The sequence below is a fragment of the Streptomyces javensis genome (genome assembly GCF_039525925.1).
In the GTDB taxonomy this organism is placed as follows: Bacteria; Actinomycetota; Actinomycetes; order Streptomycetales; family Streptomycetaceae; genus Streptomyces; species Streptomyces asiaticus.
The window spans coordinates 1-26,485 of the sequence record NZ_BAAAIF010000070.1; the positions used below are offsets into that span (position 1 = coordinate 1).

The 26,485-nt window shown below is 72.6% G+C and carries 23 protein-coding genes, 1 pseudogene and 1 riboswitch; of the genes and pseudogenes, 6 read left to right on the plus strand and 18 right to left on the minus strand.

Features of this window, described 5'->3' with window-relative positions:
- On the minus strand, positions 1 to 1,616 hold a 1,616-nt coding region (locus ABD329_RS38735), incomplete at its 3' end, for a PucR family transcriptional regulator ligand-binding domain-containing protein (protein ID WP_344317607.1).
- Between the two features lie 242 nt (positions 1,617 to 1,858).
- On the opposite strand from ABD329_RS38735, the gene ABD329_RS38740 reads away from it, so the two are divergent.
- The 5 genes from ABD329_RS38740 (at position 1,859) to ABD329_RS38760 (ending at position 8,426) form a co-directional block, all read left to right on the plus strand.
- A complete protein-coding gene (locus ABD329_RS38740) occupies positions 1,859 to 3,334 on the plus strand; it encodes a sodium:solute symporter family protein (protein WP_198277883.1) in 1,476 nt (491 codons plus the stop codon).
- A 54-nt stretch (positions 3,335 to 3,388) separates the two neighbouring features.
- Positions 3,389 to 5,089 carry a thiamine pyrophosphate-binding protein gene (locus tag ABD329_RS38745; protein WP_198277884.1) on the plus strand — a complete coding sequence of 567 codons (1,701 nt, stop codon included), beginning with the start codon at positions 3,389 to 3,391 and terminating at the stop codon, positions 5,087 to 5,089.
- 170 nt (positions 5,090 to 5,259) lie between these two features.
- A complete protein-coding gene (locus tag ABD329_RS38750) occupies positions 5,260 to 5,985 on the plus strand; it encodes an ABC transporter ATP-binding protein (RefSeq protein WP_198277885.1) in 726 nt (241 codons plus the stop codon).
- Positions 5,967 to 7,223 carry a hypothetical protein gene (locus ABD329_RS38755; RefSeq protein WP_198277886.1) on the plus strand — a complete coding sequence of 419 codons (1,257 nt, stop codon included), beginning with the start codon at positions 5,967 to 5,969 and terminating at the stop codon, positions 7,221 to 7,223. The genes ABD329_RS38750 and ABD329_RS38755 overlap by 19 nt, the downstream gene beginning before the upstream one ends.
- A 105-nt stretch (positions 7,224 to 7,328) precedes the next feature.
- A complete protein-coding gene (locus tag ABD329_RS38760; RefSeq protein ID WP_198277887.1) occupies positions 7,329 to 8,426 on the plus strand; it encodes an LOG family protein in 1,098 nt (365 codons plus the stop codon).
- A gap of 69 nt (positions 8,427 to 8,495) precedes the next feature.
- Here the strand turns inward: ABD329_RS38760 and ABD329_RS38765 are convergent, their stop codons facing one another.
- From ABD329_RS38765 to rpsB, 9 genes are all read right to left on the minus strand, one after another.
- Positions 8,496 to 9,533: an ABC transporter ATP-binding protein gene (locus tag ABD329_RS38765; protein WP_198277888.1), complete on the minus strand. Its 1,038-nt coding sequence runs from the start codon at positions 9,531 to 9,533 to the stop codon at positions 8,496 to 8,498.
- Complete coding sequence (locus ABD329_RS38770) at positions 9,534 to 11,147, minus strand: ABC transporter permease (RefSeq protein ID WP_198277889.1); 1,614 nt, start codon at positions 11,145 to 11,147, stop codon at positions 9,534 to 9,536.
- A gap of 95 nt (positions 11,148 to 11,242) precedes the next feature.
- A complete protein-coding gene (locus tag ABD329_RS38775; protein ID WP_198277890.1) occupies positions 11,243 to 12,316 on the minus strand; it encodes a thiamine ABC transporter substrate-binding protein in 1,074 nt (357 codons plus the stop codon).
- A riboswitch (TPP riboswitch) is annotated at positions 12,312 to 12,416 on the minus strand. Its footprint overlaps the gene before it by 5 nt.
- Positions 12,417 to 12,489: 73 nt before the next feature.
- The gene (gene rlmN, locus ABD329_RS38780) at positions 12,490 to 13,596 is read right to left on the minus strand and encodes a dual-specificity RNA methyltransferase RlmN (protein ID WP_198277891.1); all 1,107 of its coding nucleotides are present in this window, start codon (positions 13,594 to 13,596) and stop codon (positions 12,490 to 12,492) included.
- A gap of 72 nt (positions 13,597 to 13,668) precedes the next feature.
- Positions 13,669 to 14,835 (minus strand): phosphatidate cytidylyltransferase, encoded by a 1,167-nt coding sequence (locus ABD329_RS38785; protein ID WP_198277892.1) that lies wholly within the window; start codon positions 14,833 to 14,835, stop codon positions 13,669 to 13,671.
- Positions 14,835 to 15,392: a ribosome recycling factor gene (gene frr, locus ABD329_RS38790; RefSeq protein ID WP_044569540.1), complete on the minus strand. Its 558-nt coding sequence runs from the start codon at positions 15,390 to 15,392 to the stop codon at positions 14,835 to 14,837. The genes ABD329_RS38785 and frr overlap by 1 nt, the downstream gene beginning before the upstream one ends.
- A gap of 104 nt (positions 15,393 to 15,496) precedes the next feature.
- Entirely contained in the window at positions 15,497 to 16,279 is a 783-nt protein-coding gene (gene pyrH / locus ABD329_RS38795; RefSeq protein ID WP_020868133.1) for a UMP kinase, read from the minus strand.
- 155 nt (positions 16,280 to 16,434) lie between these two features.
- Positions 16,435 to 17,271 (minus strand): translation elongation factor Ts, encoded by an 837-nt coding sequence (gene tsf / locus ABD329_RS38800; protein ID WP_138917305.1) that lies wholly within the window; start codon positions 17,269 to 17,271, stop codon positions 16,435 to 16,437.
- Positions 17,272 to 17,381: 110 nt separating this feature from the next.
- Positions 17,382 to 18,311, minus strand: a complete 930-nt coding sequence (gene rpsB / locus ABD329_RS38805; RefSeq protein ID WP_198277893.1) for a 30S ribosomal protein S2 — start codon at positions 18,309 to 18,311, stop codon at positions 17,382 to 17,384.
- Between the two features lie 382 nt (positions 18,312 to 18,693).
- Between rpsB and ABD329_RS38810 the strand changes: the two are divergent.
- A pseudogene (locus ABD329_RS38810) lies at positions 18,694 to 19,215 on the plus strand (murein hydrolase activator EnvC family protein); the annotation flags it as partial.
- A 383-nt stretch (positions 19,216 to 19,598) separates the two neighbouring features.
- On the opposite strand, the gene ABD329_RS38815 reads toward ABD329_RS38810, so the two are convergent.
- The 8 genes from ABD329_RS38815 to lepB form a co-directional block, all read right to left on the minus strand.
- Positions 19,599 to 20,138: a TetR/AcrR family transcriptional regulator gene (locus ABD329_RS38815; protein WP_198281856.1), complete on the minus strand. Its 540-nt coding sequence runs from the start codon at positions 20,136 to 20,138 to the stop codon at positions 19,599 to 19,601.
- Between the two features lie 93 nt (positions 20,139 to 20,231).
- Positions 20,232 to 21,065, minus strand: coding sequence for an RNA polymerase sigma factor WhiG (whiG, locus tag ABD329_RS38820; RefSeq protein WP_020868137.1), 834 nt, complete (start codon positions 21,063 to 21,065; stop codon positions 20,232 to 20,234).
- A 129-nt stretch (positions 21,066 to 21,194) separates the two neighbouring features.
- Positions 21,195 to 22,643 (minus strand): DNA-processing protein DprA, encoded by a 1,449-nt coding sequence (dprA, locus tag ABD329_RS38825; RefSeq protein WP_344317609.1) that lies wholly within the window; start codon positions 22,641 to 22,643, stop codon positions 21,195 to 21,197.
- A complete protein-coding gene (locus tag ABD329_RS38830) occupies positions 22,643 to 24,265 on the minus strand; it encodes a YifB family Mg chelatase-like AAA ATPase (protein WP_198278298.1) in 1,623 nt (540 codons plus the stop codon). Before ABD329_RS38830 ends, dprA begins: the two co-directional genes overlap by 1 nt.
- A complete protein-coding gene (locus tag ABD329_RS38835; RefSeq protein WP_198278299.1) occupies positions 24,265 to 24,624 on the minus strand; it encodes a YraN family protein in 360 nt (119 codons plus the stop codon). Before ABD329_RS38835 ends, ABD329_RS38830 begins: the two co-directional genes overlap by 1 nt.
- 177 nt (positions 24,625 to 24,801) lie before the next feature.
- On the minus strand, positions 24,802 to 25,110 hold the full coding sequence (locus ABD329_RS38840) for a DUF2469 domain-containing protein (RefSeq protein ID WP_004944840.1): 309 nt from the start codon (positions 25,108 to 25,110) through the stop codon (positions 24,802 to 24,804).
- 39 nt (positions 25,111 to 25,149) lie between these two features.
- Positions 25,150 to 25,680, minus strand: a complete 531-nt coding sequence (locus tag ABD329_RS38845) for an NUDIX hydrolase (protein WP_198278300.1) — start codon at positions 25,678 to 25,680, stop codon at positions 25,150 to 25,152.
- Positions 25,673 to 26,443 (minus strand): signal peptidase I, encoded by a 771-nt coding sequence (gene lepB / locus ABD329_RS38850; protein ID WP_198278301.1) that lies wholly within the window; start codon positions 26,441 to 26,443, stop codon positions 25,673 to 25,675. Before lepB ends, ABD329_RS38845 begins: the two co-directional genes overlap by 8 nt.
- Between the last annotated feature and the right edge of the window lie 42 nt (positions 26,444 to 26,485).

Consider the following 26,485-nt stretch of genomic DNA (forward strand, 5'->3'; position numbering starts at 1 on the left):
GGGCCGTCCCGCACCAGCGGCACCCGCTCGGCGACGGCCCGCCGCAGCGCACGGGCGGCGTCGGCGGCGCCGCGGGTCAGGTCGGCGGCCGGTACGGGCGCCCCGACGCCGAGGGTCCAGCCGGGCTGGGCCCGTACCTCCCCCTCGCCCGGAACGAGGGCGCTCAGCGCGTCCCCGTCGAGGTCGACCAGCGGCGTCCCGAGCCCGGCCGCGAGCGCCGCCGTGGCCAGCAGCCCGTCGTCCCGGCCGCGGCCGCGCCGCCGCCCGTGCACCACGGTCCAGAGCCCGCCGTCCTCCGAGGGCTCGGAGGACGTCCCCGGCAGACCGAGCTGCCCGAGTGCCCCCGACTGCCCTGGCTGTTCCGGCGTCCCCGATCGTCCCGGTTGACCCGGCTGGCCCGGGGTCCCCGGTCGTCCCAGCTGTCCCGGCGCCCCTGGCTGTCCCGGCGCCCCTGGCTGTCCCGGCGCCCCTGATTGTCCCGACTGACCCCGCTGACCCTGCTGGCCCGGGGCCCCTGATTGTCCCGACTGACCCCGCTGACCCTGCTGGCCCGGGGCCCCCGGCTGCCCCGGAGCCCCCGATTGCCCCGACTGCCCCGGCGCCCCCGACTGTCCCGACTGCCCCGGCGCCCCCGACTGTCCCGACTGCCCCGGCGCCCCCGACTGTCCCGGCGAGGGACTCAACAGCGCCGCCACCCGCGCCGGTTCGGCGCCGAGCATCAGTCGCACCAGCGCCGATGTGCGCTCGGCCTCGGCCCCGACCACCCGCCGCGCCGTCAGCAGCGACAGCAGCACCACGGCCACCCCCACGATCGCCCCGTCCGCCCCGTCCCGCCGCGGGGGACCGACGCCGAGCGCGAGCCGGACCTCCGGCCCCGCCGGGCCGCCCAGCCCGTACGCGGTCAGCAGCAGCTGCTCACCGTTCGGGCCGCTCGCCCTGCGCGCCGCCGAGGACGGGCCCGAGCGCAGCCGCGCCGCGAGCGCGCCGAGCGCCTTACGGGCCTCGCGGGGCGGCCGCGGCCCGGCGGCCACCAGTTCCGCACCGTCCGGCGCGTCCGGACCGGCCGGGCCGTAGAGCACCGTCCACGCCCCGAGGTGCTGGCTGAGCTGGCGCAGCACGGCCGGTACGGGGTGCGGGCGCGCCGCGGCCGTCGCCAGTGACTGCTGCGCCTCGGTGAGGCTCCGCAGCTCATGGTGGCGGCGCTCGGCCATCGCGTCCCATACGGCGCTCGCCACGGCCGTGAAGGTCGTGTGCCGGTCCACCTCCACCAGCGGCAGCCCGTGCCGGTCGCACGCCTCGGCCAGCGCACGGGGCACCGTGTCGTGCACCGGCGCGATGCCAAAGCCGAGCGCCGCCGCGCCCGCCTGGACCGTACGGGCCACATAGCGGTCCCAGTAGGTGCCCGCGCCCGCCGCCTCCGGGCAGTGCACCCCCGCACTGAGCAGCAGCTCTCCGCCCAGCAGATACGGGACGGGGTCCTCCATCTCGCTGGTGTGGACGAAGTACACGGGCGTGTCCGTCTCGCGCCTGCCCGCCACCTGCCGCAAGCCGAGGGCGGGGTGGCGAAGGAGGGTGGAGAGCGGGACGGGGGCCGTCGGGGGGACGCGGTCGTTCATCACGGCGAGCCTCGCGAGGGGATGGTTCGTACATCCCGGGGATCGGGAGTGGAGGAAACGTACACTTCCCGGACGCTTCGGCGACACCTAGGGTCTCCGTCACTCCCCACTTTCCCCACACTCCCCCCGGGGCTCGATCCCCGCGGATCGCCGGGACCTCCCCGATCCCGTGCGTCCCCGCCCGCCCGACGTCCCGACCTCCCGACCGCCAGCCGACCCCCGCCGGACCGAGGAGCACCGCCATGACCGCTGTCGACTACACCGTGATCGTCGTCTATCTCGCGGGCATGCTCGCGCTCGGCTGGTGGGGGATGCGCCGCACCAGTTCCACCAGCGACTTCCTGGTCGCGGGGCGGCGGCTGGGGCCGCTGATGTACTCCGGGACGATGGCCGCGATCGTGCTCGGCGGCGCGTCCACCATCGGCGGTGTCGGGCTCGGCTATCAGTACGGGCTCTCCGGCGCCTGGATGGTCATCGCCATCGGCCTCGGGCTGCTGGCGCTGTCGGTCTTCTTCTCCGCGCGCATCGCCCGGCTCAAGGTCTACACGGTCAGCCAGATGCTGGACCTGCGCTACGGCGGCTCCTCCGGGCTGATCTCGGGCATCGTGATGTGGGCTTACACCCTGATGCTCGCGGTCACCTCGACCATCGCCTACGCCACCATCTTCGACGTGATCTTCGGACTGGACCGGGTCGTCGCCATCGTGCTCGGCGGGGCGATCGTGGTCTGTTACTCGACGCTCGGCGGCATGTGGTCGATCACCCTCACCGACATGGTGCAGTTCGTGGTCAAGACGGTGGGCGTGCTGCTCCTGCTGCTGCCGATCGCGGTGGTGAAGGCGGGTGGCTTCGACGCGATGAAGGCCGAACTCCCGCACGGCTACTTCTCCCCCATGGGCATCGGCGGCCAGACCGTCTTCACCTATGTGCTGATCTACTCCTTCGGCATGCTGATCGGCCAGGACATCTGGCAGCGGGTCTTCACCGCGCGCGATGACCGGGTCGCCCGCCTCGGCGGCACCGCGGCCGGTACGTACTGCCTGGCCTACGCGGTCGCGGGCGCGGTCATCGGCACGGCGGCCAGGGTGCTGTACCCCAAGCTGGGCGCCCCGGACGACGCGTTCGCGACCATCGTCAAGGACGCGCTCCCGGTGGGCGTGAAGGGGCTGGTGCTGGCCGCCGCGCTGTCCGCGGTGATGTCCACTTCCTCGGGTGCGCTGATCGCCTGCGCCACGGTGGCCAACAACGACATCTGGGCCCGAATGCGCGGCCGTACGCTCCGTACGGCCGGTGCCTCCCATGACGAGATCGGCGGCAACCGCGTCTTCATCCTGATCATGGGCGTCGCCGTGATCGGCATCTCCGTGGTGCTCAACGATGTCGTCGAGGCGCTGACCGTCGCCTACAACATGCTGGTCGGCGGGTTGCTGATGCCGATCCTGGGCGGGCTGCTGTGGAAGCGCGGCACGGGCGCGGGCGCGCTGGCCTCGGTCGGTGTCGGCGGCCTTACGGTCATCGCGCTGATGGGGTGGAAGGGCATCCTGGCCAACGAACCCATCTACTTCGGGCTGCTGGCCTCGCTGGTGGCGTATGTCGCGGTCAGCCTCGCCACCAAGCCGACCGACGCGGCGATCCTGGACGTCTGGCGGCGACGGCTGGCCGGTGAGCCCGCCACACCCACCTCGGAAACCACCAGTCCGGCCACCGCGGGCGCCTGACACCGGCCCACGCTCGCTCTCCTCGATACACCTCGTCAGAAAGGCACCAAACCCATGCCCACCGCACAGCGCGCGCGTCACGGCGGCGATCTCGTCGTGGAGTCCCTCACCGCGCTCGGGGCGAGCACCGTGTTCGGGCTTCCCGGACAGCACGCTCTCGGGGCGTTCGACGCGCTGCGGCGGTCCGGGCTCACCTATGTGGGGCTGCGGGTGGAGAACAACGCCGGGTTCGCCGCCGACGCCTTCGCGCGTGTCACCGGCACGGTCGCGCCGCTGCTGGTGTCCACCGGGCCGGGGGCGCTCATGACGCTCGCCGCGCTCCAGGAGTCGGCGGCGGCCTCCGCGCCGGTCCTCGCCATCGGCAGCCAGGTGCCCACGGCGGGGCTCGGCGGCGGGCGCAAGGGCTACCTCCATGAACTCGTGGACCAGAAGGCGTCGTTCCGCGATGTAGTGAAGTCCGTCCACACGGTCCGTACCGCCTCCCAGATCCCCTCCGCGGTCGCCGCCGCCTGGGCGTCCGCGCTGGAGGCCCCCGCCGGGCCGGTGTGGCTGGAGATTCCGCAGGACGTGCTGCTCGCACCGGTCTCCGTGCCGCCGGTGACCTCCCTGCGGGCCGAGCCCCGGCCGCTGCCGCCCCGGCCCGAGCTGACGGCGGAGGCCGCCAGGCTGCTGAACACCGCCGAGCGTCCGGTGATCCTGGCCGGGGGCGGAGTGGTGCGCGCCGGGGCACGGGAGGAGCTGCGGGCGCTGGCCGAGACGCTGGACGCGCCCGTGGCGACGACCTTCGGCGGCAAGGGCGCGTTTCCGTGGGATCATCCGCTCTCGCTCCAGTCCTGGCTGGAGGACGCGCACACCACCGAGTTCCTGGAGGACGCCGACGTCCTGCTGGTTGTCGGCTCCGGACTCGGTGAACTCTCCTCCAACTACCACACGTTCCGTCCGCGCGGCCGTCTCGTCCAGATCGAGGCCGACCTCGGCAAGCTGGAGTCCAACCACCCGGCGCTCGGCATCCACGCCGACGCCCGCGAGGCGCTGGCCGCCCTCGCCGGGACCGTCACGCCCCGCCCGCCGGGAACGGCGGCCAAGGCCGCGGCCGGGCTGCTCACCCGGGTGCGGGAGCGGATCGACGCACAGGACGTGGAGCTGGAGCGGCGGGTGCTGGGGGCGGTGCGGGACGCGCTGCCCGATGACTCCCCCAGCTTCTGGGACATGACGATCCTCGCCTACTGGGCCTGGTCCGCCTTCGATCCGCGTGCGGGCGCCCTGCACTCGGCCCAGGGCGCGGGCGGCCTCGGCTACGGCTTCCCGGCCGCCCTCGGAGCCGCCGCCGCGGACCGCGACCGGCCGGTGCTGGCCGTGTCGGGCGACGGCGGTGCCATGTACTCGATCGCCGAACTCGCGACCGCCCATCAGTACCAACTCCCCATCACCTGGCTGATCGTGGACGACGGCGGCTACGGCATCCTGCGCGAGTACATGACGGACACGTTCGGCGAGGCGACCGCCACCGAGCTCTCCCGCCCGGACTTCGTCGCGCTGGCCGAGTCATTCGGCGTTCCGGCGGTCCGTACGACACCCGAGCGGCTGCGCGCGGACCTCGCCGACGCCCTCGCGGCCCCCGGGCCGTCGGTCGTGGTACTGCCCGCGCTGCTGCGGATGTTCGCGCCCACCCACCTCGACCGGCTCGCCGACGGCGGCCCCGCTCCCACCGGCGGCTCCGGTCCGGACGGCGGCCCCGGTCCCGATCAGCCCTGATCGGAGCCCGACCCCCGATCAGGGCTGATCGGAGGAAATGGGGGCCACCCGCGCCGAGCCTGGGCGCGGGCCCCCACCCGAGTCCTTACCGTGCCAGTGACCCATTGGCTCCGCGCTCGTTCACCCAACCGGGGGAATGAGACGGTCGCAGGTAAGGCGAGGTGCTCGGGATGGTGGCTCCGCCGGACGACGACATGCTCGCGGCACGCACCGTGTCGTACGCCTACGGCGGCTCGCCCGCCCTCACCGGGGTCTCCCTCGGCGCCCGGAAGGGTGAGATCGTCGCCGTCACCGGTCCGCGCGGCTGTGGCAAGACCACCCTCCTCTCCTGTCTGGCGGGCCAACTCGTGCCGGACAGTGGGGAGGTGTGGTTCAAGGGCGTCCCCGTGCACTCCCTCCCTCCACTCGGCCTCGAACGGCTGCGGCGCGAGCACTTCGGCTGGATCGGCACCGAACCCCAGCTCGTCCCCGAGCTCACCGCCTGGGAGAACGCCGCGCTCGCCCTGATGCTGCGCGGCACCGGGCGGCGCGCCGCGAAGAGCGCCGCATGCGAATGGCTGGACCGGCTCGACGTCGGCGAGTGTGCCCGGGCACGGCCCGCCGCACTGCTCCAGTCGCAGCGCCAGCGAGTCGCGCTCGCCCGCGCGCTGGCCGCCGGGCCCGGCGTGCTCTTCGCCGACGAGCCCACCGCCCCGCTGCACCAGACCGATCGCGCCCAGGTGCTGCGCGCCCTCACCTCGGCGGCCCGCTCCCACGGCATCACCGTGGTCCTCGCGACGCACGACCAGGAGATGGCCACCCTCGCCGACCACACCGTCGCCCTGCTCGACGGGCGCCGGGTGGGCTCGGACCCCTCCGAGGCGGAAGGCAGGGCCGCGTGCTCAGCCTCCGCCTAGCCCGCGGCGCCCGCCCGTCGGTGCTGCTGCGGCGGTCGCTGGTCACCGTCGCGGCGGCGGGCGCGAGCTTTCTGCTGCTGAGCGCCCTCGGGTTCGCCTCGGGCCATCCGGACGACTCACAGGGCGCGGTGGGGCGGCTGCTGTGGTGTCTTGTACCGCTGGCCGCGACCGTCCAGCTGGCCATCGCCGTGGGCCGCGCCGACCCCAGCACCGGACCTGGCCCCGGTTTCGCGGCGGCCGGAGTCGGCCCGGCCCGGGCGGCGCTGCTCGCGGCGGCCTCGATGGCGGCCTCCTCCGCCCTCGGCGGGGTGCTGGCGCTGCTGGTCTTCCTGCTTCTGCGCGGCGATCTCGGGGCCTCCTGGCTGGACTGGGCCGGAAGCGGAGCGGCCGGCCGGCAGCTCGGCGGCGGTCGTCCGCTGCCCTTGGCCGGTACGGTCACGCTGCTCGCCGTCGTCCCCCTGGTGGTGGGCGCCGCGTGTGCGGCCGGGCTGTGGCCCCGGCAGCCGAGGGCGGTCCACCAGCCGGTCCGCGGACCACGCGGCACCCGCCGCCCCGCTGCCCCGGCCCGACCCACCGTCGTGACGGGGCCGATCGCACCCCGGCCGCACCAGGCCACCTCAGGACTTCCCTGGGGCATCGCCCTGACCGCGGCCGGACTCGCCCTACAGGCGTACGCGAGCGGTAACGCGCCCCCGCTCCCCGACGCCCTGCTCGCCGTGCCTGGCCGGCTCGGCGGCAACCCGCCCGGTGTGGTGGGCGGCTGGGCTCTGGCGGCGCTCGGGCTGGTGCTGGCCGGGCCCGGCCTCACCCATCTGTGCGGCAGGCTGCTGGCCGTCGGGCGGCCTGGCGTGCTGCGGCTGCTGGCCGGGCGGATGCTCCAGCAGGAGGCCGGGCTGATCGGACGCCCGGTCGGCGCGCTCTGTGCCCTGGTCGCCGCCGGATTCACCGTCCTCGAACTGTACGGAAGGGCCTCCGGGCCGTCCGGCGCCCATGCCTTCGGCCCGCTCACGGGTCTGGGCGCGGCCCTGGTCACGCTGTGCGCGGCGGCCACGACCCTGACCGCGGTCGTGGAAGCGAGGAGCGCGCGCGAGCGCACGACGGCCGCTCTGGTCCGCCTCGGCGCCCCGGCCCGGCTGCTCCGCGGGGCGGCCGCGCTGCGCGCGGCGGCCCTGCTGGCGCTCCTGGTGCCGCTGGTGTGGGTGGTGGCGCATCTCACGGCGATGCCGTTCCACCGCTGAAAATCCCGGGTGTCGGTGTTCATGCCTGGATTGTGCGGCCAGGCGGCCCGGTCACGATTGCCACAATCCACAGCCCCCTACCTCCGGTGTGATTAGCATGTCGGCGTGCAGGAACCAGACCGGGAAATAGAGTCCATCGAGGAGTTCGACCAGGTCGTCGCCCGCGGCACCCTGGCCGGGTTCCGGGTCCAGTCCGTGGACCTGACAGGCCGTACGGCCGCGCTCCTCTCCACCGACACCAGCGAGTCAGTCTTCCTCGGCTGCCCGATGGAGACCGAGGCCGCGGCGAAGGTCCGGGCCGGGGGCGCGCTGGTGTTCCCGCCGGTGCCGGACCTGCCGTTCGATCCGTACCGCGGCACCCTCTACTCCCCCGCGGAGCTCTTCGAAGGCCTCACCGAACACGGTTACGTGCGGACGCCGGACGCGCTCGCCTACGCCTGGTTCCAGCGGACCAAGACCGACGGCGACATCTTCGCCTCGATGCTGCGCTCCATCCACGACGACGCGGTCTCCGACGCGCTCGACGAATTCCTCGTCGGGACGCGGGTGGTGGGCGTCATGGGTGGCCACGCGCTGGAACGCGGCTCCGACGGATTCGCGGGGGCCGCACGGCTCGGCCGGGCCCTGGCGCGGACCGGTCTCACGGTCGCGACGGGCGGTGGGCCGGGCGCGATGGAGGCCGCGAACCTCGGCGCCTACGCGGCCCCGCACGACGACGCGGTGCTGGACGAGGCGCTCGAACTGCTCGGCAAGACGCCCTCCTTCCGGCCGTCCATCGGGGCCTGGGCAGAGGCCGCCTTCGCGGTGCGCGAGCGCTGGCCGGACGGCGGGGCGTCGGTCGGCATCCCCACCTGGTTCTACGGGCATGAGCCGCCGAACGCGTTCGCCTCGCACATCGCCAAGTACTTCGCCAACGCCACTCGCGAGGACGGGCTGCTGGCGCGCTCGACCGCGGGTGTGGTCTTCCTGCCCGGCGCCGCCGGGACCGTCCAGGAGATCTTCGACAACGCGACGCCGAACTACTACGAGTCGCGCGGTGAGCCGACCCCGATGGTGCTGGTGGACCGCGACCACTGGACCCGGCGGCTGCCGACCTGGCCGCTGCTCGAAGCGCTCGCGGAGGGACGGTCCATGAAGGCCCGTATCGCCCTGGTGGACTCGGTGGACGAGGCGCCCGAGGCGCTGCTGTCGATGCTGGGCTGAGCCGACGTCAAGGGAGCGCCGCGCTCCAGGGCAGGCGCCGAATACCAGGGGAGGCGAGGGGCCCCGGCGTCAGGGCTCGGGGTCCAGGAGCACCACGTCCGCCGGGTCGATGGCCGCGCCGACCCTGGCCCCCGCCTCCGGTGCGTCCCGCAGGGCGCAGGACGCCTCCAGATGCGGCGCGGCCGGGTCCGACAGCCGCAGGATGAGCGCCACATGGTCGCCGCGGAAAGTGCGTGCCGCCACAGTGCACGCCAGCCCCTCCTCGGGGTCCGTCAGCCGTACCCCGGCCGGGCGGACCAGCAGCCTGCCGGCGCCCGGCCGGGAGCCGGGCGGCACGGGCAGCTTGCCCCATACGGTGTCGGCGACATCGCCGTGCACAATCGCCCCGACCACATTGTCGAACCCGAGGAAGCGGGCGACGAACTCGGTGGCGGGCCGCTGCCACACCTCCAGCGGGGTGCCGGTCTGGGCGATCCGGCCGTTCTCCATCACCACCACCCGGTCCGCGAGCGCGAACGCCTCCCCCTGGTCGTGGGTGACCGCGAGGACGGTGGTCCCCAGCCGTTCGAAGAGCTCGCGCAACTCCACCACCAGCCGCTCCCGCAGCCCCCGGTCGAGCTGGCCCAGCGGCTCGTCCAGCATCAGCAGCTTGGGCCGCGGGGCCAGCGCGCGGGCGAGTGCCACCCGCTGCTGCTCACCCCCGGAGAGCGAGTCGACGGAGCGGCGCTGGGCGCCCGGCAGCCCCACCAGCTCCAGCAGTTCGGCGACCCGGCGGTCCGCCTCCGCGCGGCCCACCTTGCGCATCCGCAGCCCGAAGGCGACATTGCCGCCCACGTCCCGCTGCGGGAACAGCTGGTGGTCCTGGAACATCAGCCCCACCCCGCGCCGGTGTGTGGGCACCCCGCTCTGGTCGCGTCCGGCGAGCGACACCCGGCCGGTGTCGGGGCGCTGTAGCCCGGCCACCACGCGCAGCATGGTGGACTTACCGCTTCCGCTCGGGCCCAGCACACAGACCGTCTCGTGCTCGGCGACCTCCAGGTCCACGGCGTCCAGCGCGTCGCGCCGGCCGAACCTTACGGTCACCTCGTCCAGTCGCAGCAGCGTCATTCAGAACTCTCCGGAACGGTCGGTGCGGATGCGCTCGAGCGCCAGCAGCGATCCGGCGCAGACCAGCATCAGGATCGTGCTCAGGGCCATCGCCTGCCCGTAGGTGAGCTGTCCGGCCCGGCCCAGGAAGCGGGCGATGGCCACCGGGAGGGTCGGGTGGTCGGGACGCGCGATGAAGACCGTCGCCCCGAACTCACCCAGGGACACGGCGAACGCGAAGCCCGCCGCGACCGCCACGGCCCGTCCGACCAGCGGCAGGTCCACCTCCCGCCATACCCGCCACGGTGACGCCCCGAGCACGGCCGCCGCCTCCCGGAGCCGGTGGTCCACCGCCCGCAGCACCGGCAGCATGGTCCGTACGACGAAGGGCACGCCCACCAGGGCCTGGGCGAGCGGCACCAGGACCCAGGAGGCGCGCAGATCCAGCGGGGGCTCGTCCAGGGCGATCAGGAAGCCGAATCCCACGGTGACGGCCGAGGTGCCCAGCGGCAGCATCAGCAGCGCGTCGAAGCCCCGCACCAGCCTGCCCGCCCTACGGGTGAGCGCGGCGGCGGCGAGACCGCCCACGACGAGGGCGAAGACGGTGGCGACCGCCGCGTACCGCAGGGAGTTCCCGACGGCCTCCATGGGCGCCACGAAGAAGGTGCCCCCGCTGTCGGCGGAGGACCGCAGCGCCTCGTAGTAGGTGAAGCCGTAGCCGTCCGGTCCGTTCAGCGAACGCTCCGCCAGCACCGCGAGCGGGGTCACGATCAGCAGCGCTACCACCGCCAGCACGCCCCACAGCAGCGCCCACTGGGCCGGGCCCTTCGGGCGGCGCGCGGTGCGGCCCGGGTCGACGAGCCGCAGGGCGCTCTCGCGTCGCCTTACGGTCCACGCGTGCAGCGCCAACACGGCCGCGACAGCGGCGAACTGGACGAGGGTCAGCACCGCGGCCGTGGGGAGGTCGAGCAGTTGCGCGGTCTCCCGGTAGATCGCCACCTCCAGGGTGGCGTAGCGGGGGCCGCCCAGGATCTGGATCACGCCGAAGGAGGTGAAGGTGAACAGGAACACCATCAGCGCGGCGGCGGCCACGGCGGGGGCCAGCGCGGGCAGCGTCACCCGGCGCCAGGCCGAGAGCCGGCTCGCGCCGAGCACCCGCGCGGCCTCCTCCTGGCGCGGGTCGAGCTGGGCCCACAGCCCGCCCACGGTCCGGACGACGACCGCGTAGTTGAAGAAGACATGGGCCAGGAGGATCGCCCATACGGAGGTGTCGAGCCGCACCCCCCACAGCTCGTCCAGCAGCCCGCCCCGGCCGAGCAGGGCCAGGAAGGCCGATCCGGCGACGACGGTCGGCAGGACGAACGGCACGGTCACCACGGCCCGCAGCAGCCCCTTGCCGGGGAAGTCGAAGCGGGCGAAGACATAGGCGCCGGGCAGCGCCACCGCGAGCGTGAGGGCGGTCGACGCGACCGCCTGCCAGCAGGTGAACCACAGGACGTCCAGCGTCGCCGGATCGGTCAACACCTCGGCGATCCGGCCGAACCTCCACCGCCCGTCGACACGCAGCCCCCGGGTGATGATGGCGGCCACGGGATAGGCGAAGAAGACCGCGAAGAAGGCGAGCGGCACCGCCATCAGAGCGAGCCGGAGGGTGGTCGCGCGACGCCCTCCCCGGTCCGCCCTGTCGGCCTTACGGTGGCCGTCGGCCGTCTTACGGTTCTCGCGGGGCTCTACAGGACCAGCGAGGACCATGTCTTGACCCACGACTCGCGGTTCTTGGCGATCTTCTGCGGCGCCAGGGTGGCCGAGTCGCCGATCCTGACCCCGTATCGGGTGAACAGCTCCGGCAGCTTGGCGTCCTCGCGGGCCGGGTTGACGTACATGTTCAGCGGGACGTCCTCCTGGAACCGCTTGCTCAGCAGGAAGTCCAGCAGCGCCTTGCCGCCCTTGGTGTTGCCCGCGCCGTTCAGCAGCCCGGCGAACTCCACCTGCCGGAAGCAGGTGCCCGTCGCCACCCCGGTGGGGGCCTTCGCGGGCTTGCTCTTGGTGTCGGCCACCTCGGCGGGCGGGCTGGACGCGTAGGAGACGACGAGCGGCCGGTCGCCCTTGCCGCCGCCTGCCGAGCCGGAGAACCGGTCGTCATACGCCTGCTCCCAGCCGTCGACGACCTCGACGCCGTTGGCCCGCAGCTTCTTCCAGTAGCCCTTCCAGCCGTCGTCGCCGTACTTCGCGGCCGTGGCGAGGAGAAAGCCGAGACCGGGGGACGAGGTGGCCGCGTTCTCGGTGACCAGGAGGTTCTTGTAGGCGGGCCTGGTCAGATCGTCCAGCGTCCGGGGCGGCGCCAGCTTCTTGTCGGCGAAGTACTTCCGGTCGTAGTTGACGCAGATGTCGCCGAAGTCGACGGGGGTGACGCGGTGCTCGGACCGGTCGAGCTGAAGGTCCGCCGGGACCTTGTCGAGGCCCTTCGCCGTGTAGGGGGTGAACAGGTCGTTGTCGAGCGCGCGGGAGAGGAGCGTGTTGTCGACGCCGAAGAACACATCGCCCTGGGGGTGGCCCTTGGACAGGATCGCCTGATTGACGGCGGCTCCGGCGTCGCCCCCGGCCTGCACGCGCACCTTGTAGCCGGTCTCCTTGGTGAACTCCTTGAGGACCGCCTTGGATGCCGCGAACGAGTCATGCGTGACCAGGGTGACCGTCTTGGAGTCCGAGCCGCTCTTGGCGTCCTCGCCGCAGCCGACGAGCACGCTCAGGGCCAGTGAGCCGAGGAGGGCGGCCGAGATGGCACGCCGAAGCTGGCTGTTCATGGTGATGTTGACTCCCTACGCCGGTATGACCCGGATCAGGTCCGAGGGTCTGCGGCCGTGCCGCACTCTCAGCGCTCTGAGCGCTCCCCTGTCGGAATGTTCACTTGTACGGATGTTCACTTCTATGACGATCGCATCATGCGACGATGCCCAGGCACCGTATCAGCCGGTGCTCAGCGCTCCGAAGCCGCCAGCTGCCCGCAGGCCCCGTCGATCTCCTGGCCCCGGGTGTCCCGGACGGTCACCGGCACCCCATGGGCCTCCAGGGCCGCCACGAACGCCTTCTCGTCCTCGGGCCGGGACGCCGTCCACTTGGAGCCGGGCGTCGGGTTGAGCGGGATGAGGTTCACATGCACCCGGTGGCCCTTGAGCAGCCGGCCGAGCAGATCGGCGCGCCACGCCTGGTCGTTGATGTCCTTGATCAGCGCGTACTCGATGGAGATCCGGCGGCCGGACTTCTCCGCGTACTCCCACGCGGCGTCCAGGACCTCGCGCACCTTCCAGCGGGTGTTGACCGGCACGAGGGTGTCGCGCAGTTCGTCGTCGGGCGCGTGCAGCGACACCGCGAGCCGGCACTTGAACCCCTCGTCCGCGAACCGCAGCATCGCCGGGACGAGGCCGACGGTGGAGACGGTGATCCCGCGCTGCGACAGGCCGAGGCCGTCGGGCTCGGGGTCGGTGAGCCGGCGGATGGCGCCGACGACGCGGTTGTAGTTGGCCAGCGGCTCGCCCATGCCCATGAAGACGATGTTGGACAGCCGGGCCGGGCCACCGGGGATCTCCCCGTCCCGGAGGGCCCGCATCCCGTCCACGATCTGGTGCACGATCTCGGCGGTGGACAGATTGCGGTCCAGCCCCGCCTGCCCGGTCGCGCAGAACGGGCAGTTCATCCCGCAGCCCGCCTGTGAGCTGATGCACATGGTGACCCGGTCCGGGTAGCGCATCAGAACGGACTCCACGAGCGTGCCGTCGAACAGCCGCCACAGCGTCTTGCGCGTGGTGTCGTCATCACAGCTGATGTGCCGCACCACGCTCATCAGATCCGGCAGCAGCCCGGCGGCCAGCTTCTCGCGTGCGGCGGCGGGGATGTCGGTCCACTGAGCGGGGTCGTGGGCATAGCGCGCGAAGTAGTGACGCGACACCTGACCTGCCCGGAAGGGCTTCTCCCCGAGGGCGGCGACGGCTTCGCGGCGCTCGGTGGGCGTGAGGTCGGCAAGATGCCGCGGGGGCTTCTTGGCCCCACGCGGCGCGGCGAAGGTGAGTTCTCCGGGCTTAGGCATGGTTCACCCAGTGTCGCAGACGTACGAAGGGCCCCGCGCCGGGAGTGGCGCGGGGCCCGTGGGCGGGCGTGGTCAGCCGCCGCCCACGAAGATCACCAGCAGCAGCCACACCACCGGGGCGGTGGGCAGCAGCGAGTCGAGCCGGTCCATGATCCCGCCGTGGCCGGGCAGCAGCTTGCCCATGTCCTTGATGCCGAGGTCGCGCTTGATCATGGATTCGCCGAGGTCGCCGAGGGTCGCGCTGACCGCGGCGGCGAGGCCGAGCAGCAGGCCCTGCCACCAGATGCCGTCGTCGATGAGGTACTGCATGCACAGCGCGCCCGCGACCATCGCGAAGGTCACCGCGCCCAGCAGCCCCTCGCGGGTCTTGCCGGGGCTGATGCGCGGGGCCAGCGGATGCTTGCCGAAGCGCCAGCCCACCGCGTACGCACCCGTGTCGCTGACCACGGTCAGCAGCAGGAAGGTCAGGACCCGCCACGGGCCGTCGTCGGTGTCGAGCATCAGCGCGACGAAAGTGGCCAGAAACGGCACGTAGAAGGCGGCGAAGACGCCCGCCGTGACATCCCTGAGGTAGTTGTCGGGCGGCTCGGTCATCCGCCAGACCAGCACCGCGAGCGCCGTGAGGGCGACCGCCACCACCGCGCCCTGGGCGCCGCGCACATAGCCGGCGACGACCATGGCGACCCCGCCGACGGCGAGCGGCACCAGGGGGACCCGGATGTCCTTGCGCTCGGTCAGCCGCGAGGTCAGCTCCCAGAGCCCGACCACCACCGCGACCGCCACCACGCCGACGAACACGGGCTTGTAGATGAAGAGCGAGGCCAAGATGATCACACCGAGGCCGATGCCCACCCCTATCGCGGCCCGCAGATTCCGGCCCGCGCTCTTCTTGCCCTGCCCGGCGCCCGCGCCGTCGGCGGAGGCCGGGTCGGGCGCGGGGTCGGGGGGCGTCGGCCGGCGCCCGGCGGGCTGCCGGGGGCCGGGCTGCGGCTCCCGCTCGTCGCGGAAGAGGGGGCCGCTCAGCCGAGCGGCCCCCTGGTCACGGTCGGCGGCCTCGCCGGAGTCGCCGCCTGCGTGGGGCACGGTGGGCATGGGGCGAGTCTGCGCCGCCTCACCCACCTCGTGCGCGGGACCCGCCGAAGAAGTGGGCACCTCCCAGCCATAGCCGGGGGAGGTGCCCTGACCGCCCGGTCCCCGGAGTCCGGCGCTTGGTGGGGCCCCCCAGGAAGAGTCGTTCATCAGACCTCGAGCAGCTCGGCTTCCTTGTGCTTGAGCAGCTCATCCACCTGCGCGACATACTTCGCCGTGGTGTCGTCGAGCTCCTTCTCCGCGCGGCGCCCCTCGTCCTCGCCGACCTCGCCGTCCTTGATCAGCTTGTCGATGGACTCCTTGGCCTTGCGGCGGACGCTGCGGATCGAGATCTTCGCGTCCTCGCCCTTGCCCTTGGCTACCTTGATGAACTCCTTACGGCGCTGCTCGGTGAGCTCGGGGAACACCACACGGATGATGTTGCCGTCATTGCTCGGGTTGACGCCCAGATCGGAGTCCCGGATCGCCTGCTCGATGTTGCGGAGCGCGGTCTTGTCGAACGGCGTGACCACGGCCATCCGCGGCTCCGGCACCGAGAACGACGCCAGCTGGTTGATCGGCGTCAGCGCACCGTAGTAGTCCGCCACGATCTTGTTGAACATCGCCGGGTGCGCACGCCCGGTGCGGATCGCGGCGAAGTCCTCCTTGGCGACCACAACGGCTTTCTCCATCTTCTCCTCGGCCTCGAGGAGGGTCTCTTCGATCACCACTTGCTCCTGGTGTTATCAGTAAGCAGAGCCTCGCCCCTGCGTGCGTCTTCTCCTGCACGGTGTCCGACCGGCAGGCCGTTGTCCATCCCCCGTTCGAGCCGTCAGGCCCGGGAGCCCTGGTCGCTCACCAGCGTGCCGATCTTCTCACCCTTCACCGCACGCGCGATGTTTCCTTCGGCAAGGAGCTCGAAGACGAGGATGGGCAGCTTGTTGTCCCGGCACAGGGTGATCGCGGTGGCGTCGGCGACCTTGAGGTCCCGGGTGATCACCTCGCCGTACTCCAGGGCGTCGAACTTCACCGCATCGGGGTTGCGGGCGGGGTCGGAGTCATAGACCCCGTCCACGCCGTTCTTGCCCATGAGCAGGGCCTGCGCGTCGATCTCCAGCGCTCGCTGGGCCGCGGTGGTGTCCGTGGAGAAGTACGGCATACCCATACCCGCGCCGAAGATGACCACACGCCCCTTTTCCAGATGGCGCACCGCACGCAGCGGAATGTACGGCTCCGCGACCTGGCCCATGGTGATGGCGGTCTGGACGCGGGAGTCGATGCCCTCCTTTTCCAGGAAGTCCTGGAGGGCGAGACAGTTCATGACGGTTCCGAGCATGCCCATGTAGTCCGAGCGGGCCCGGTCCATACCGCGCTGCTGTAGCTCCGCACCGCGGAAGAAGTTACCGCCGCCGATGACGATGGCGATTTCGGCACCGTCCCTGACCACGGCGGCGACCTCGCGGGCGATGGCGTGCACGACATCGGGGTCGACACCGAGTCCCCCGCCTCCGGCGAACGCCTCGCCGGACAGCTTCAGCAGGAAGCGACCGTGTGGGGCCGCGCCGTGCGCCTTCTTGTCATCGGCGGCCTGTTTGGCGTCCGCGCCGTGATTCATTGGAGATCTCCTCGTGCACATACGAAGAAGGCCACTGCCGGACGGGTCCTGTTACGACCTCTGCGGCAATGGCCTCCTCGTCACATCTGCGGCCGACCGGTCGACGGTTGGCTGCCTACGACCCTATCGGGGTCGCCGGTCATTCGCTGCTCGGCTCAGACGCCGACGCGGAAACGGGCGAAGCGCTTGAGCGAGACACCGGCCTCGTCCAGGATCTTCTGGACGGACTTCTTGTTGTCCTTGGCGAACGGCTGGTCCACCAGCACGTTCTCCTTGAAGAAGCCGGTGACACGACCCTCGATGATCTTCGGCAGGGCGCCCTCGGGCTTGCCCTCCTCGCGGGCGGTGGCCTCGGCGACCCGGCGCTCGTTCTCGACCGTCTCGGCCGGGATCTCGTCGCGGGTGAGGAACTTCGGGGCGAAGGCGGCGATGTGCTGCGCGACGTCCTTGGCGACCGTGGCGTCTTCCTTGTCCAGCTCGACCAGGACGCCGACCTGCGGCGGCAGGTCCGGGCTGGTGCGGTGCATGTACGCCGCGACGAAGCCGCCGGAGAACTGCGCGAAGCGGTCCAGGACGATCTTCTCGCCGAGGGTCGCGTTGGCCTCGTCGACGAACGCCTGGACGGTCTTGCCCGCCTCGATCTCGGAGGCCAGCAGGGCCTCCAGGTCGGCCGGGGAGGTCTTGGCGACGTGGGCGGCGATGGCGTCGGCGACGGCCACGAACTTGTCGCCCTTGGCCACGAAGTCGGTCTCGCACTTCAGCTCGACCAGCACGCCGGAGGACTTGTCGTCCGCGATGAGGGAGACGACGGCACCGTTCTCGGCGCTGCGGCCCTCACGCTTGGCCACGCCCTTCTGGCCCTTGACGCGCAGGATCTCGACGGCCTTGTCGACGACGCCCTCGGCCTCGTCCAGCGCCTTCTTGCAGTCCATCATGCCGGCGCCGGTCAGCTCACGGAGCTTCTTGACGTCAGCGGCGGTGAAGTTCGCCATGATCTGTGAATCTCTTCTCGAAAGTCGAAAGCTCTACGGGTGAACGGCGGGGGCGGCGCCACAGGCACCGTCCCCCGCCGTCATACACCGTCTGAGTGACGTCTGAGTGGTCAGCCCTGCTCGGTGCCCGCGGCGGGGGCCTCGGCAGGCTCGGCGTCCTCAGCGGGCTTGGCGGCGTCCTCGGCGGGCTTGTCCGCGGCGGCCTCGGCGGGCTTGGCGGCGTCCTCGGCCGGCTTGGCCTCGGCCTCGGCCTCATCGGCCTTCTTCTCGCCCTCGAGCAGGTCGCGCTCCCACTCGGCGAGCGGCTCGCCCGCGGCCTTGTCGGCCTTCTCGTCACCGGTGGCGACACCGGAACGGGCGATGAGGCCCTCGGCGACGGCGTCGGCGATCACCCGGGTGAGCAGGGTGACGGAGCGGATCGCGTCGTCGTTGCCCGGGATCTTGTAGTCGACCTCGTCCGGGTCGCAGTTGGTGTCGAGGATCGCGACGACCGGGATCCGGAGCTTGCGCGCCTCACCGACGGCGATGTGCTCCTTCTTGGTGTCCACGATCCAGACGGCGCTGGGCACCTTCTGCATCTCGCGGATACCGCCGAGGGTCTTCTCCAGCTTGGCCTTCTCACGCGAGAGGACCAGGAGCTCCTTCTTGGTGAGGCCGGAGGCGGCCACATCCTCGAAGTCGATCTGCTCGAGCTCCTTCAGGCGCTGAAGGCGCTTGTAGACGGTCGAGAAGTTGGTGAGCATGCCACCCAGCCAGCGCTGGTTGACGTACGGCATGCCGACGCGGGTCGCCTGCTCGGCGATGGCCTCCTGCGCCTGCTTCTTGGTGCCGACGAACATGATGGAGCCGCCGTGGGCGACGGTCTCCTTGACGAACTCGTAGGCGCGGTCGATGTACGACAGCGACTGGAGCAGGTCGATGATGTAGATGCCGTTGCGCTCGGTGAAGATGAAGCGCTTCATCTTCGGGTTCCAGCGGCGGGTCTGGTGCCCGAAGTGGACGCCGCTCTCCAGCAGCTCCCGCATCGTGACGACGGCCATGGCCGTACTCCTTGAGGTACTCGGTTCCACGGCGGCCGGGCGGCCGCCGCTCCTGACGTCCCGGCGCGCCTGCCACGGACGGGGCCCTTTCGGGGGTCGTCCGAGGACCGAGGGGCGCGGCCACCGAGCTGACCGATGCGCGATCGGAGCACCGGTGGCGGGGCGTGCGAAGTCGATCCGGTGACCCGGATCGCCATAAGAAGTGTACGGGACCGGTACGGTGCCGGGTGACGGCGTTATCCACAACCCGTGAGTAGTCCCCCGATTCCGTCCATGATCCACCCGTTTCGGGCCGCCCGGCCATCGTGGGGGCATGCGAAGGCTTGTGGTGGGGTGGGCTCTTGCCCTGGTGACTCTTGCGCTGTCGGTGCCGCCGGTGCCGATGGCCCTTCTTCTGGTGCCACCTCTTCCGGCGGCACGGGCCGCGGCGGTGGATCCGCGTGCGGCCCCTACTCCGCGCGCCACCCCTACTCCGCGCGCGGCGCCGGATCCGGAGCCGGGGACGAGGCCCGGCGGGGGACGGTCAAGACCGGACGGGGGACGGTCAAGGCCGGACGGGGGACGGTCGGGGCCGCGTGGGGAGCGGTCGTGGCCGGTGGACGGTGTGCCGGGCGCGGTGCGGCCTGCCGTGCTGAGGGGGTGGCGGCCGCCTCCGGCGCCCTGGGCGGCGGGGCACCGCGGGGTCGACCTCGCGGCGCGCCCGGGCGAGCGGGTCCGGGCGGCGGGCCCGGGGCGGGTGAGCTTCGTGGGCCCGGTCGCGGGCCGTGGTGTGCTGGTGATCGAGGTGTCCGGGACCGGCTCCCCTCCCCTGCGCACCACCTACGAACCGGTGCGCGCCGCGGTGGCCAAGGGAGAGCGGGTGACCGCAGGGCAAGTGGTCGGCGTGGTGGCGCCGGGCCCCTTCCACTGCCGGTCGGGCTGTCTGCACTGGGGGCTGCGGCGCGCGGACCGCTATCTCGATCCGCTGTCACTGCTGCCGCCGTCGATGCTGCGGGGCGGGCCGTCCCGGCTGCTCCCGGTGTTCGGGGTGCGCGACGCGCCCACGCTCTCCGCGCTCGCCTCCCCCGCCGGGGACACCCGGCTGCCGACGGCCGCGGCGCTGGTGGCGGCATCCCTCTGGGCCCGGATCCGGCTGGGTCGCCCGGGTCGGTCCGGATCGCCCTGGGTCGCCCGGTCGTCCGGGCCGCGCCTCCGCGCGCCCGCTGGGGCAGGCCGTCCAGCCGTCCGGGTCGGGCCTCGCACACGCCCGATCACGCGCCCGGTGGGGTCGGCTGAAGGGCCGGGCGGTCAGCCCCGGACGCCGCGCAGGGCCATGGCGACAGCCGCCTCGGTGATCCGCTCGGGGTCTTCGGCCGCGCCGAGCTCGATGCGGCGGACCGCGGCGTCCACGACGCCCTGGAGCAGCACGGCCGAGAGCCGGGGCTGCTCATGCCCGAGGGTCGCGAGGGCCGCGACCACCATGGCGATCAGCCCGCCGTGGGCCGCCCGGATCTTCTCCCGCGCGCCCGCGTCCAGCTCACCGGCGGAGATCGCCACCACCGCACGGTGCCGGCGGTCGCCGACGAGCGCGAGCTGCCGGCGGACATACGCCTCGATCTTCGCCTCGGACCCGTCGGCCCGCTCCATGGCGGCCTCGACCTCGGCGGCCCAGACCGGGAAGTCCACGGCGCACAGCTCCTCGACCACGGCGGCGCGGGAGCGGAAGTACTCATAGACGGAGGACCGTGCGAGTCCCGTGCGCTCGGCGAGGGCGGGGAAGGTCAGCGCCTCCGTGCCACCCTCGGAGAGCAGGGTGCGGGCGGCCTCCAGCAGGGCCGCGCGCTGCATCGTCCGGTGCTCGGCCACTGAGGCCGCTCGAATCCTGGGCACCCGACCACTCTACGGAAGAGGCCGCCCCGAGGGCGATGCCGGAGGGACGATTCAGCGCCCGACGTCGGCGAGTTTCGCCCGCAGCTGGAGCACCGATTTGGTGTGGATCTGGCTGACCCGGCTCTCGGTGACGCCGAGCACCTGGCCGATCTCGGCGAGCGTGAGCCCCTCGTAGTAGTAGAGCGTGACCACGGTCTTCTCCCGCTCCGGGAGGGTGTTGATCGCCCGGGCGAGCAGCCGCCGCAGCTCCCGGTCCTCGGCCACCTCGACCGGGTTGTCCGCCGCGGTGTCCTCGAGGGTGTCCATGAGGCTGAGCCGGTCGCCGCCCTCGCCTCCGACGTGCAGCAGCTCCTCCAGGGCGACCACATTGGCGAGCGACAACTGGCTGAAGACGCCGTGCAGTTCCTCGAGGCTGATGCTCATCTCGGTGGCCACCTCGGCCTCCGAGGGGGTACGGCGCAGCTGCGCCTCGAGCGTGGCGTACGCCCGCTCCACGGCCCGGGCCTTCTGGCGGACCGACCGCGGGATCCAGTCCAGGGCCCGCAACTCGTCGATCATCGCGCCGCGGATCCGGGTGATCGCGTAGGTCTCGAACTTGATGGCGCGCTCGGGGTCGAACTTCTCGATGGCGTCGATGAGTCCGAAGACCCCGGACGAGACGAAGTCCGCCTGCTCGACATTGGAGGGCAGCCCGACACTGACCCGGCCGGCCACATACTTCACCAGCGGTGAGTAGTGCAGGATCAGCTGCTCCCGCAGCCGGCCGTCGCCCGTGGTCTTGTACGACCGCCACAGCTCGTCGAGCGATGAGGGCGCGGCAGGGTGCACCGCGCCGCGGGCCGCGGGCGGCGCCGCGCTGTCAGACCCGGAGATGTGCTGGGGCATTCGTCGCCTTGAGCCGTTCTGCCATGACATGGGTGAGGACGTACGCTTCCGCCGGAAACCTTGTGAGCGTAGCGTGACTAAGGCGTCGCGGTATGCGAAGGGCGTCGGCTCGGCGGTGTGCGGATACGGTCATCGCCTCAACCCTTTCACCCGATTGCCCCGATTCGGGGGATCGCCTCGCCGTGCGCTGTCGCTCCGGCGCACGGGCGGGACCAACTCCCATCGATCGCCATGACGTTCGACAAAGCCCAGGGCGAGCAGTTCATGAAGCCGGCCCAGGGCCTCGTCGCAGCCGGTCCCGGATTCCCGGGCCACATCCCGCAGGTGGTTGCCGCCCCGTGCCGACAACGCTTCCAGCACCCGTGCCGTCACGGGATCGAGCAGGTCCCGCTCGACCAGCGGCCCCCGCCGCTCCGGGGCGAGGTCTCCGATGCCGCCGATGAGCTCGGCCACTTCGGCCGCGTCGGTGACCAGGACGGCCTCGCCGCGCAGGAGTTCATGCACCCCGGCCGAGAGCCCGCTGGTCACCGGTCCGGGCACCCCCATGGTGGACCGCCCGAGCTGTTGTGCCCGGCGCGCGGTGACCAGCGATCCGCTGCGGTACTGGGCCTCTACCACGACCGTGCCGCGGGTGAGGGCGGCGATGACCCGGTTGCGGAGCACGAATCTGGGGCGCGTCGGATGCGCTCCGGGCGGCAACTCGGCCAGCACCAGGCCTTGTTCCGCCATGCGCTCGATCAACTCGGCGTGCGCTCGCGGATAGGGGACGTCCACACCGGAGGCCAGCACCGCGATGGTGGCCCCGCCCGCGGCGAGCGCCCCTCGGTGAGCCGCGCCGTCCACGCCGTGGGCCGCCCCGGAGACGACCACCCAGCCGCGCTCGGCGAGCCCGGCGCCGAGGGACGCCGCGACATGCGCGCCGTAGTCGCTGCAAGCCCGCGCGCCGACCACGGCGACCGAGCGCAGCGCCCACATCCGCAGGTCGGCCGCGCCGCGCACCCATAGCCCGACCGGGCGAGCGTCACCGAGATCATCGAGCTGACCGGGCCAGTCCAGGTCCCCGGGGCAGATGAACCGTCCGCCGCACCCGGCGATCAGCGCGAGGTCGGTGACCGGATCCACCCCGGCCGCCCGGAGGGCGCATCCGGCCAGCCGCTCCCCGGTGGCCCCGGGCGGGGGCTTGCCCTTCCCGGTGAGCGCCCGCCACAGCGCGACCGGCCCCATACGGCGCAGCCAGCGCCCCACGGCCTCGTCCCCGGGCTCCACGAGCCGGGTGAGCGCCGCCCGCGCCAGCCGCTCCTCGTCCGGAGCGCCCCGCCGCTCGGTCAGTCCCCGTCCTTCGTCCAGTGCGCCCTGCTCTTCGAGGCGCTCCTGCCCCTCGTCCGGGGTGGCCCGCCGCTCGGGCGGCCCCTGCCCCTCGTCCGGGGTGGCCCGACCCGCGGAGAGCCCCTGCCCCGCGTCCGGGACGCCCCGCCCCTCCGGGAGCGCCTGTCCCTCGTCCCAGCCGCCCTGCCCCTGCCCAGGCCCGGAGAACGGGGCGGGGACGGCGCCGAGGCCGTCCGCCGAAGGAGCCGGCATCAGCACTCCCCCGCCGGGACCGGCACCCCGCGGCTGACCCCGGTGCGCAGCTGGAGCGCCTGGGCGATGTCCGGCGCCATGGGCCGGTCGTGCCCGGCCAGGTCGGCGACGGTCCAGGCGACCCTCAGCACCCGGTCGAGCCCCCGGGCGGTGAGCAGCCCGCGCTCCATGTCGCGCTCGGCCTCGCGCAGCGCACCGGGGGACGGCTGCCAGCGGGTGCGCAGCTCATGGCCCGGCACCTCGCTGTTCAGCCGCCAGGGGGTGCCCTGGAGGCGGGCGGCGGACCGCTCCCGGGCCTCCCGGACGCGTGCCGCGACGGACGCGCTGCTCTCCGCCCCGGCCAGCGCCCCGGTGAGCTCGTTCCGGCTCACCGCCTCGACGCGGACCCGCAGGTCCACCCGGTCCAGCAGCGGTCCGGACAGCCGTGCCTGATAGCGGCGGACCGTGGCGGGCAAGCATTCGCAGACGTCGCCCATCAGACCATGGCGCCCACAGGGACAGGGGTTGGCCGCGAGCATCAGCAGGAAGCGCGCCGGCATCCGCATCATCCCGGCGGACCGGGCGACCACCACATGCCCCGATTCCAGGGGCTGCCGGAGGGCGTCCAGCGCCTTCCCGCTGAACTCGGGAGCCTCGTCCAGGAAGAGCACTCCACGGTGGGCGAGCGAGACCGCGCCGGGCCTGGGCAGGCCATTGCCCCCGCCGACGAGCGCGGCCATGGTCGCCGAGTGGTGCGGGGCGCAGTACGGCGGGGTCTCCACCAGGGGCTGGCCCGGCGGGAGGACCCCGGCGACCGAATGGACCGCGGTGACCTCCAGGGCCTCCTGCTGGGTGAGCGGCGGCAGCAGCCCGGGCAGCCGCTCGGCCAGCATGGTCTTCCCGGCGCCCGGAGGCCCGTTCAGGAAGAGGTGGTGCCCGCCCGCGGCCGCGACCTCCAGGGCGGTGCGCGCGGCGCGCTGCCCGGCGACCTCGGCCAGATCGGGCCGCCCCGCCCCGACCCCGGGCACAGCGGCCACACCGGTGCCCATACCGGCGCCGGGCACGGTGAGCCCCGCCAGCATCGGATCGGGGCGGCCCAGTTCCTGGGGCTCCTCCTCCTCGGGCACCGGCTCGTCCGTCAACACCGCGATCAGCTGGCGCAGGCTCCGTACACCCAGCACCGAGACGCCCGGCACCAGGGCCGCCTCCGCCGCCGTCTGCTCGGGGACCACGACCTGGCGGTAGCCCGCCTCGGAGGCGGCGAGCACGGCGGGCAGCACCCCGCGGACCGGCCGCACCCGGCCGTCAAGCCCCAGCTCCCCGATCATCATCAGATCGGCGATCTCCCGAGGGTCCACGCGCTCGGCCGCGCCGAGCACCGCACAGGCCACGGCCAGGTCGAAGCCGCTGCCGCCCTTGGGGACGGATGCCGGGCTGAGCCCGACCGTGAGCTTCTTCTGCGGCCATTCGCCGCCGGAATTGACCACGGCCGCGCGGACCCGGTCCCGGCTCTCCACCAGGCTCTTGTCGGGCAGCCCGACCAGGGTGAACGCGGCCACTCCCGGCTCCAGATCGGCCTGGACCTCCACCACCACGCCCTCGACCCCGACCAGCGCCACCGAGCAGGTGCGGGCGAACCCCATCAGGCCACCCCTCGCACATGCTCGACCACGGGCGCGCCCCGGCGGGGTAACACCACCCCCACCACATCGATCCGCACCCCGCCGGGCGGCGGCCCGCCGTGCCGCTCCAGCCAGCGCTCCGCCAGCCACCGCAGCCGCTCGGTCTTGTCCGGTCCGACGGCCGCCATCGGATGCTCGTAACCACCCTCACGGCGCGTCTTGACCTCGCACACCACCAGCGCCCCCGCGTCGAGCGCGAGGATGTCGATCTCGCCGTCCCGGCATCGCCAATTGCGCTCCAGGACGGTCATCCCGGCTTCCGCCAATGTGCGGACCGCCACATCCTCGCCGTAGCGGCCCAGCGCTCCTCGGGCGTTCATTCGGCACCACCTCCGGCACCGACTGTGACGCCCCCGCGCCCCGCTCAGGGATCTTGGAGCATTCCTGTGGACGGCCGTCCGGCTGTGGAAAACTCGGCCACCCGGAAGGTTGAGCCAGCCACCCGGAAGGTGGAGTCACCCGCCGGAAAGTCCGGGTCAGCCACCCGGGAGGCGGGATCAGCCGCTCGGAAGATCGAGGTCGCTCTTGTTCAGCTCCTCGATGTTCACGTCCTTGAACGTGAGAACCCGTACCTGCTTCACGAAACGAGCCGGGCGGTACATGTCCCAGACCCAGGCGTCGGCCATCGACACCTCGAAGAAGACCTCACCCTGGACCGAGTGCACCTGCATCTCGTAGTCGTTGGTGAGATAGAAGCGGCGCTCGGTCTCGATCACATATTTGAACAGACCGACGACATCGCGGTACTCCCGGTAGAGCTTCAGCTCCATCTCGGTCTCGTACTTCTCGAGGTCCTCGGCGCTCATGGCATGTTCCCCTTCAGCCGTGCGTCCCCCCATTGTGCGTCAGACGCGCTCAGTCTCCAGGATCACCGGTGCACTCGGGGGTCCCTCGACGAGCAGCGTACGCAACAGCTCCGCCAGCCGTGTCGGGTACACCGGCTCGGTGGCCGTGGCCAGCTCATCCGCGGTCCACCAGCGCAGACCCGCTACGCTCCGCCGCTCCAGCTCGGTCAGCCCGCCGCCGGCGCGTGCCGGGGTCTGTTGGGTACGACACAGGTAGTACCACTCGTCCTGGTCCCAGCGCCGCCCGGCGAACGGAAAGGAGCAGATCCGCCGCCACAGCAGCGGGCCGAGCCGCACATCGGTGATCCCGGTCTCCTCCGCGAGCTCCCGGAGCGCGGCCTCCTCACGGCTCTCCTCGCCCTCCAGGCCGCCTCCCGGGGTGAACCACCAGGTGGACGAGGGATCGTCCGGTTCGAAGCCGTGCAGCAGCAGGATGCGGTCCTGCGGGTCCAGCAGCACCACCCGGGCGACCTTCCGCAGCCGCCGCTCGTCCGTGCCGGTCCGCTCGGCTCCGCCGGGCCCCTCAGCCACTCGCGGCCACCTTCCCCTTCGCCGCTTGATCCCGCCGTGCGCCGCCGCCTGACCTGCGCCGGGCGATCGGCCCATGGGCCGCGCCCGCCAGGATCAGCACCGCGCCCACGATGACCGCGATCATGATCGGCCCCAGCGGCCCCGGCTGCGAGATCCCGCCCGGCAGCGCCTTGAAGACATCGGGCCGCCCCACGGTCCCCCAGGACCCCAGCGGCCAGGCGGTGGCGTCCACCCGGGCGTCCACCGCGCCGCGCTCCACGGCGCCGCCCGCCTCGTCGGTGAGGTGCACCCGCGAGTCCAGGGAGTCGCTGCGATGGTCGCCCATCAGGAACAGCCGGTTCTTGGGCACGGTGGTGGAGAAGACCGAGGAGGACGCCTGCTCCCCCGAGCGCAGATACGGTTCCTCGAGGACCTTGCCGTTCACCCGCAGCCGGCCCTGCTTGTCACAGCACTCGACCCGGTCGCCGCCGACCCCGATGACCCGCTTCACCATGGGCAGGTCGCCCCACACCTGGTCGCGGAAGACCACCACATCGCCGCGGCGCACATCGCCGCCGTCGACCCGCTCCGCCAGCACCCGGGCACCCTTGCCGATCGTCGGCGCCATGGAGTCGGTGGGGACCGTGTACGGCTTGTAGAGCACCGCGCCCCAGACGAAGCCGCCGAGGAACAGCACACAGCCGACGGCCACCGCCAGCCCGGACAGCACGCTGCCGGGCGTGCGCCGCGGCTTGCCGCCCCCCACCCCTTGGGCTCCGCTCATTCCAGTGCTCCCGCCGTACGCAACAGACGTAGAAGATCAGGT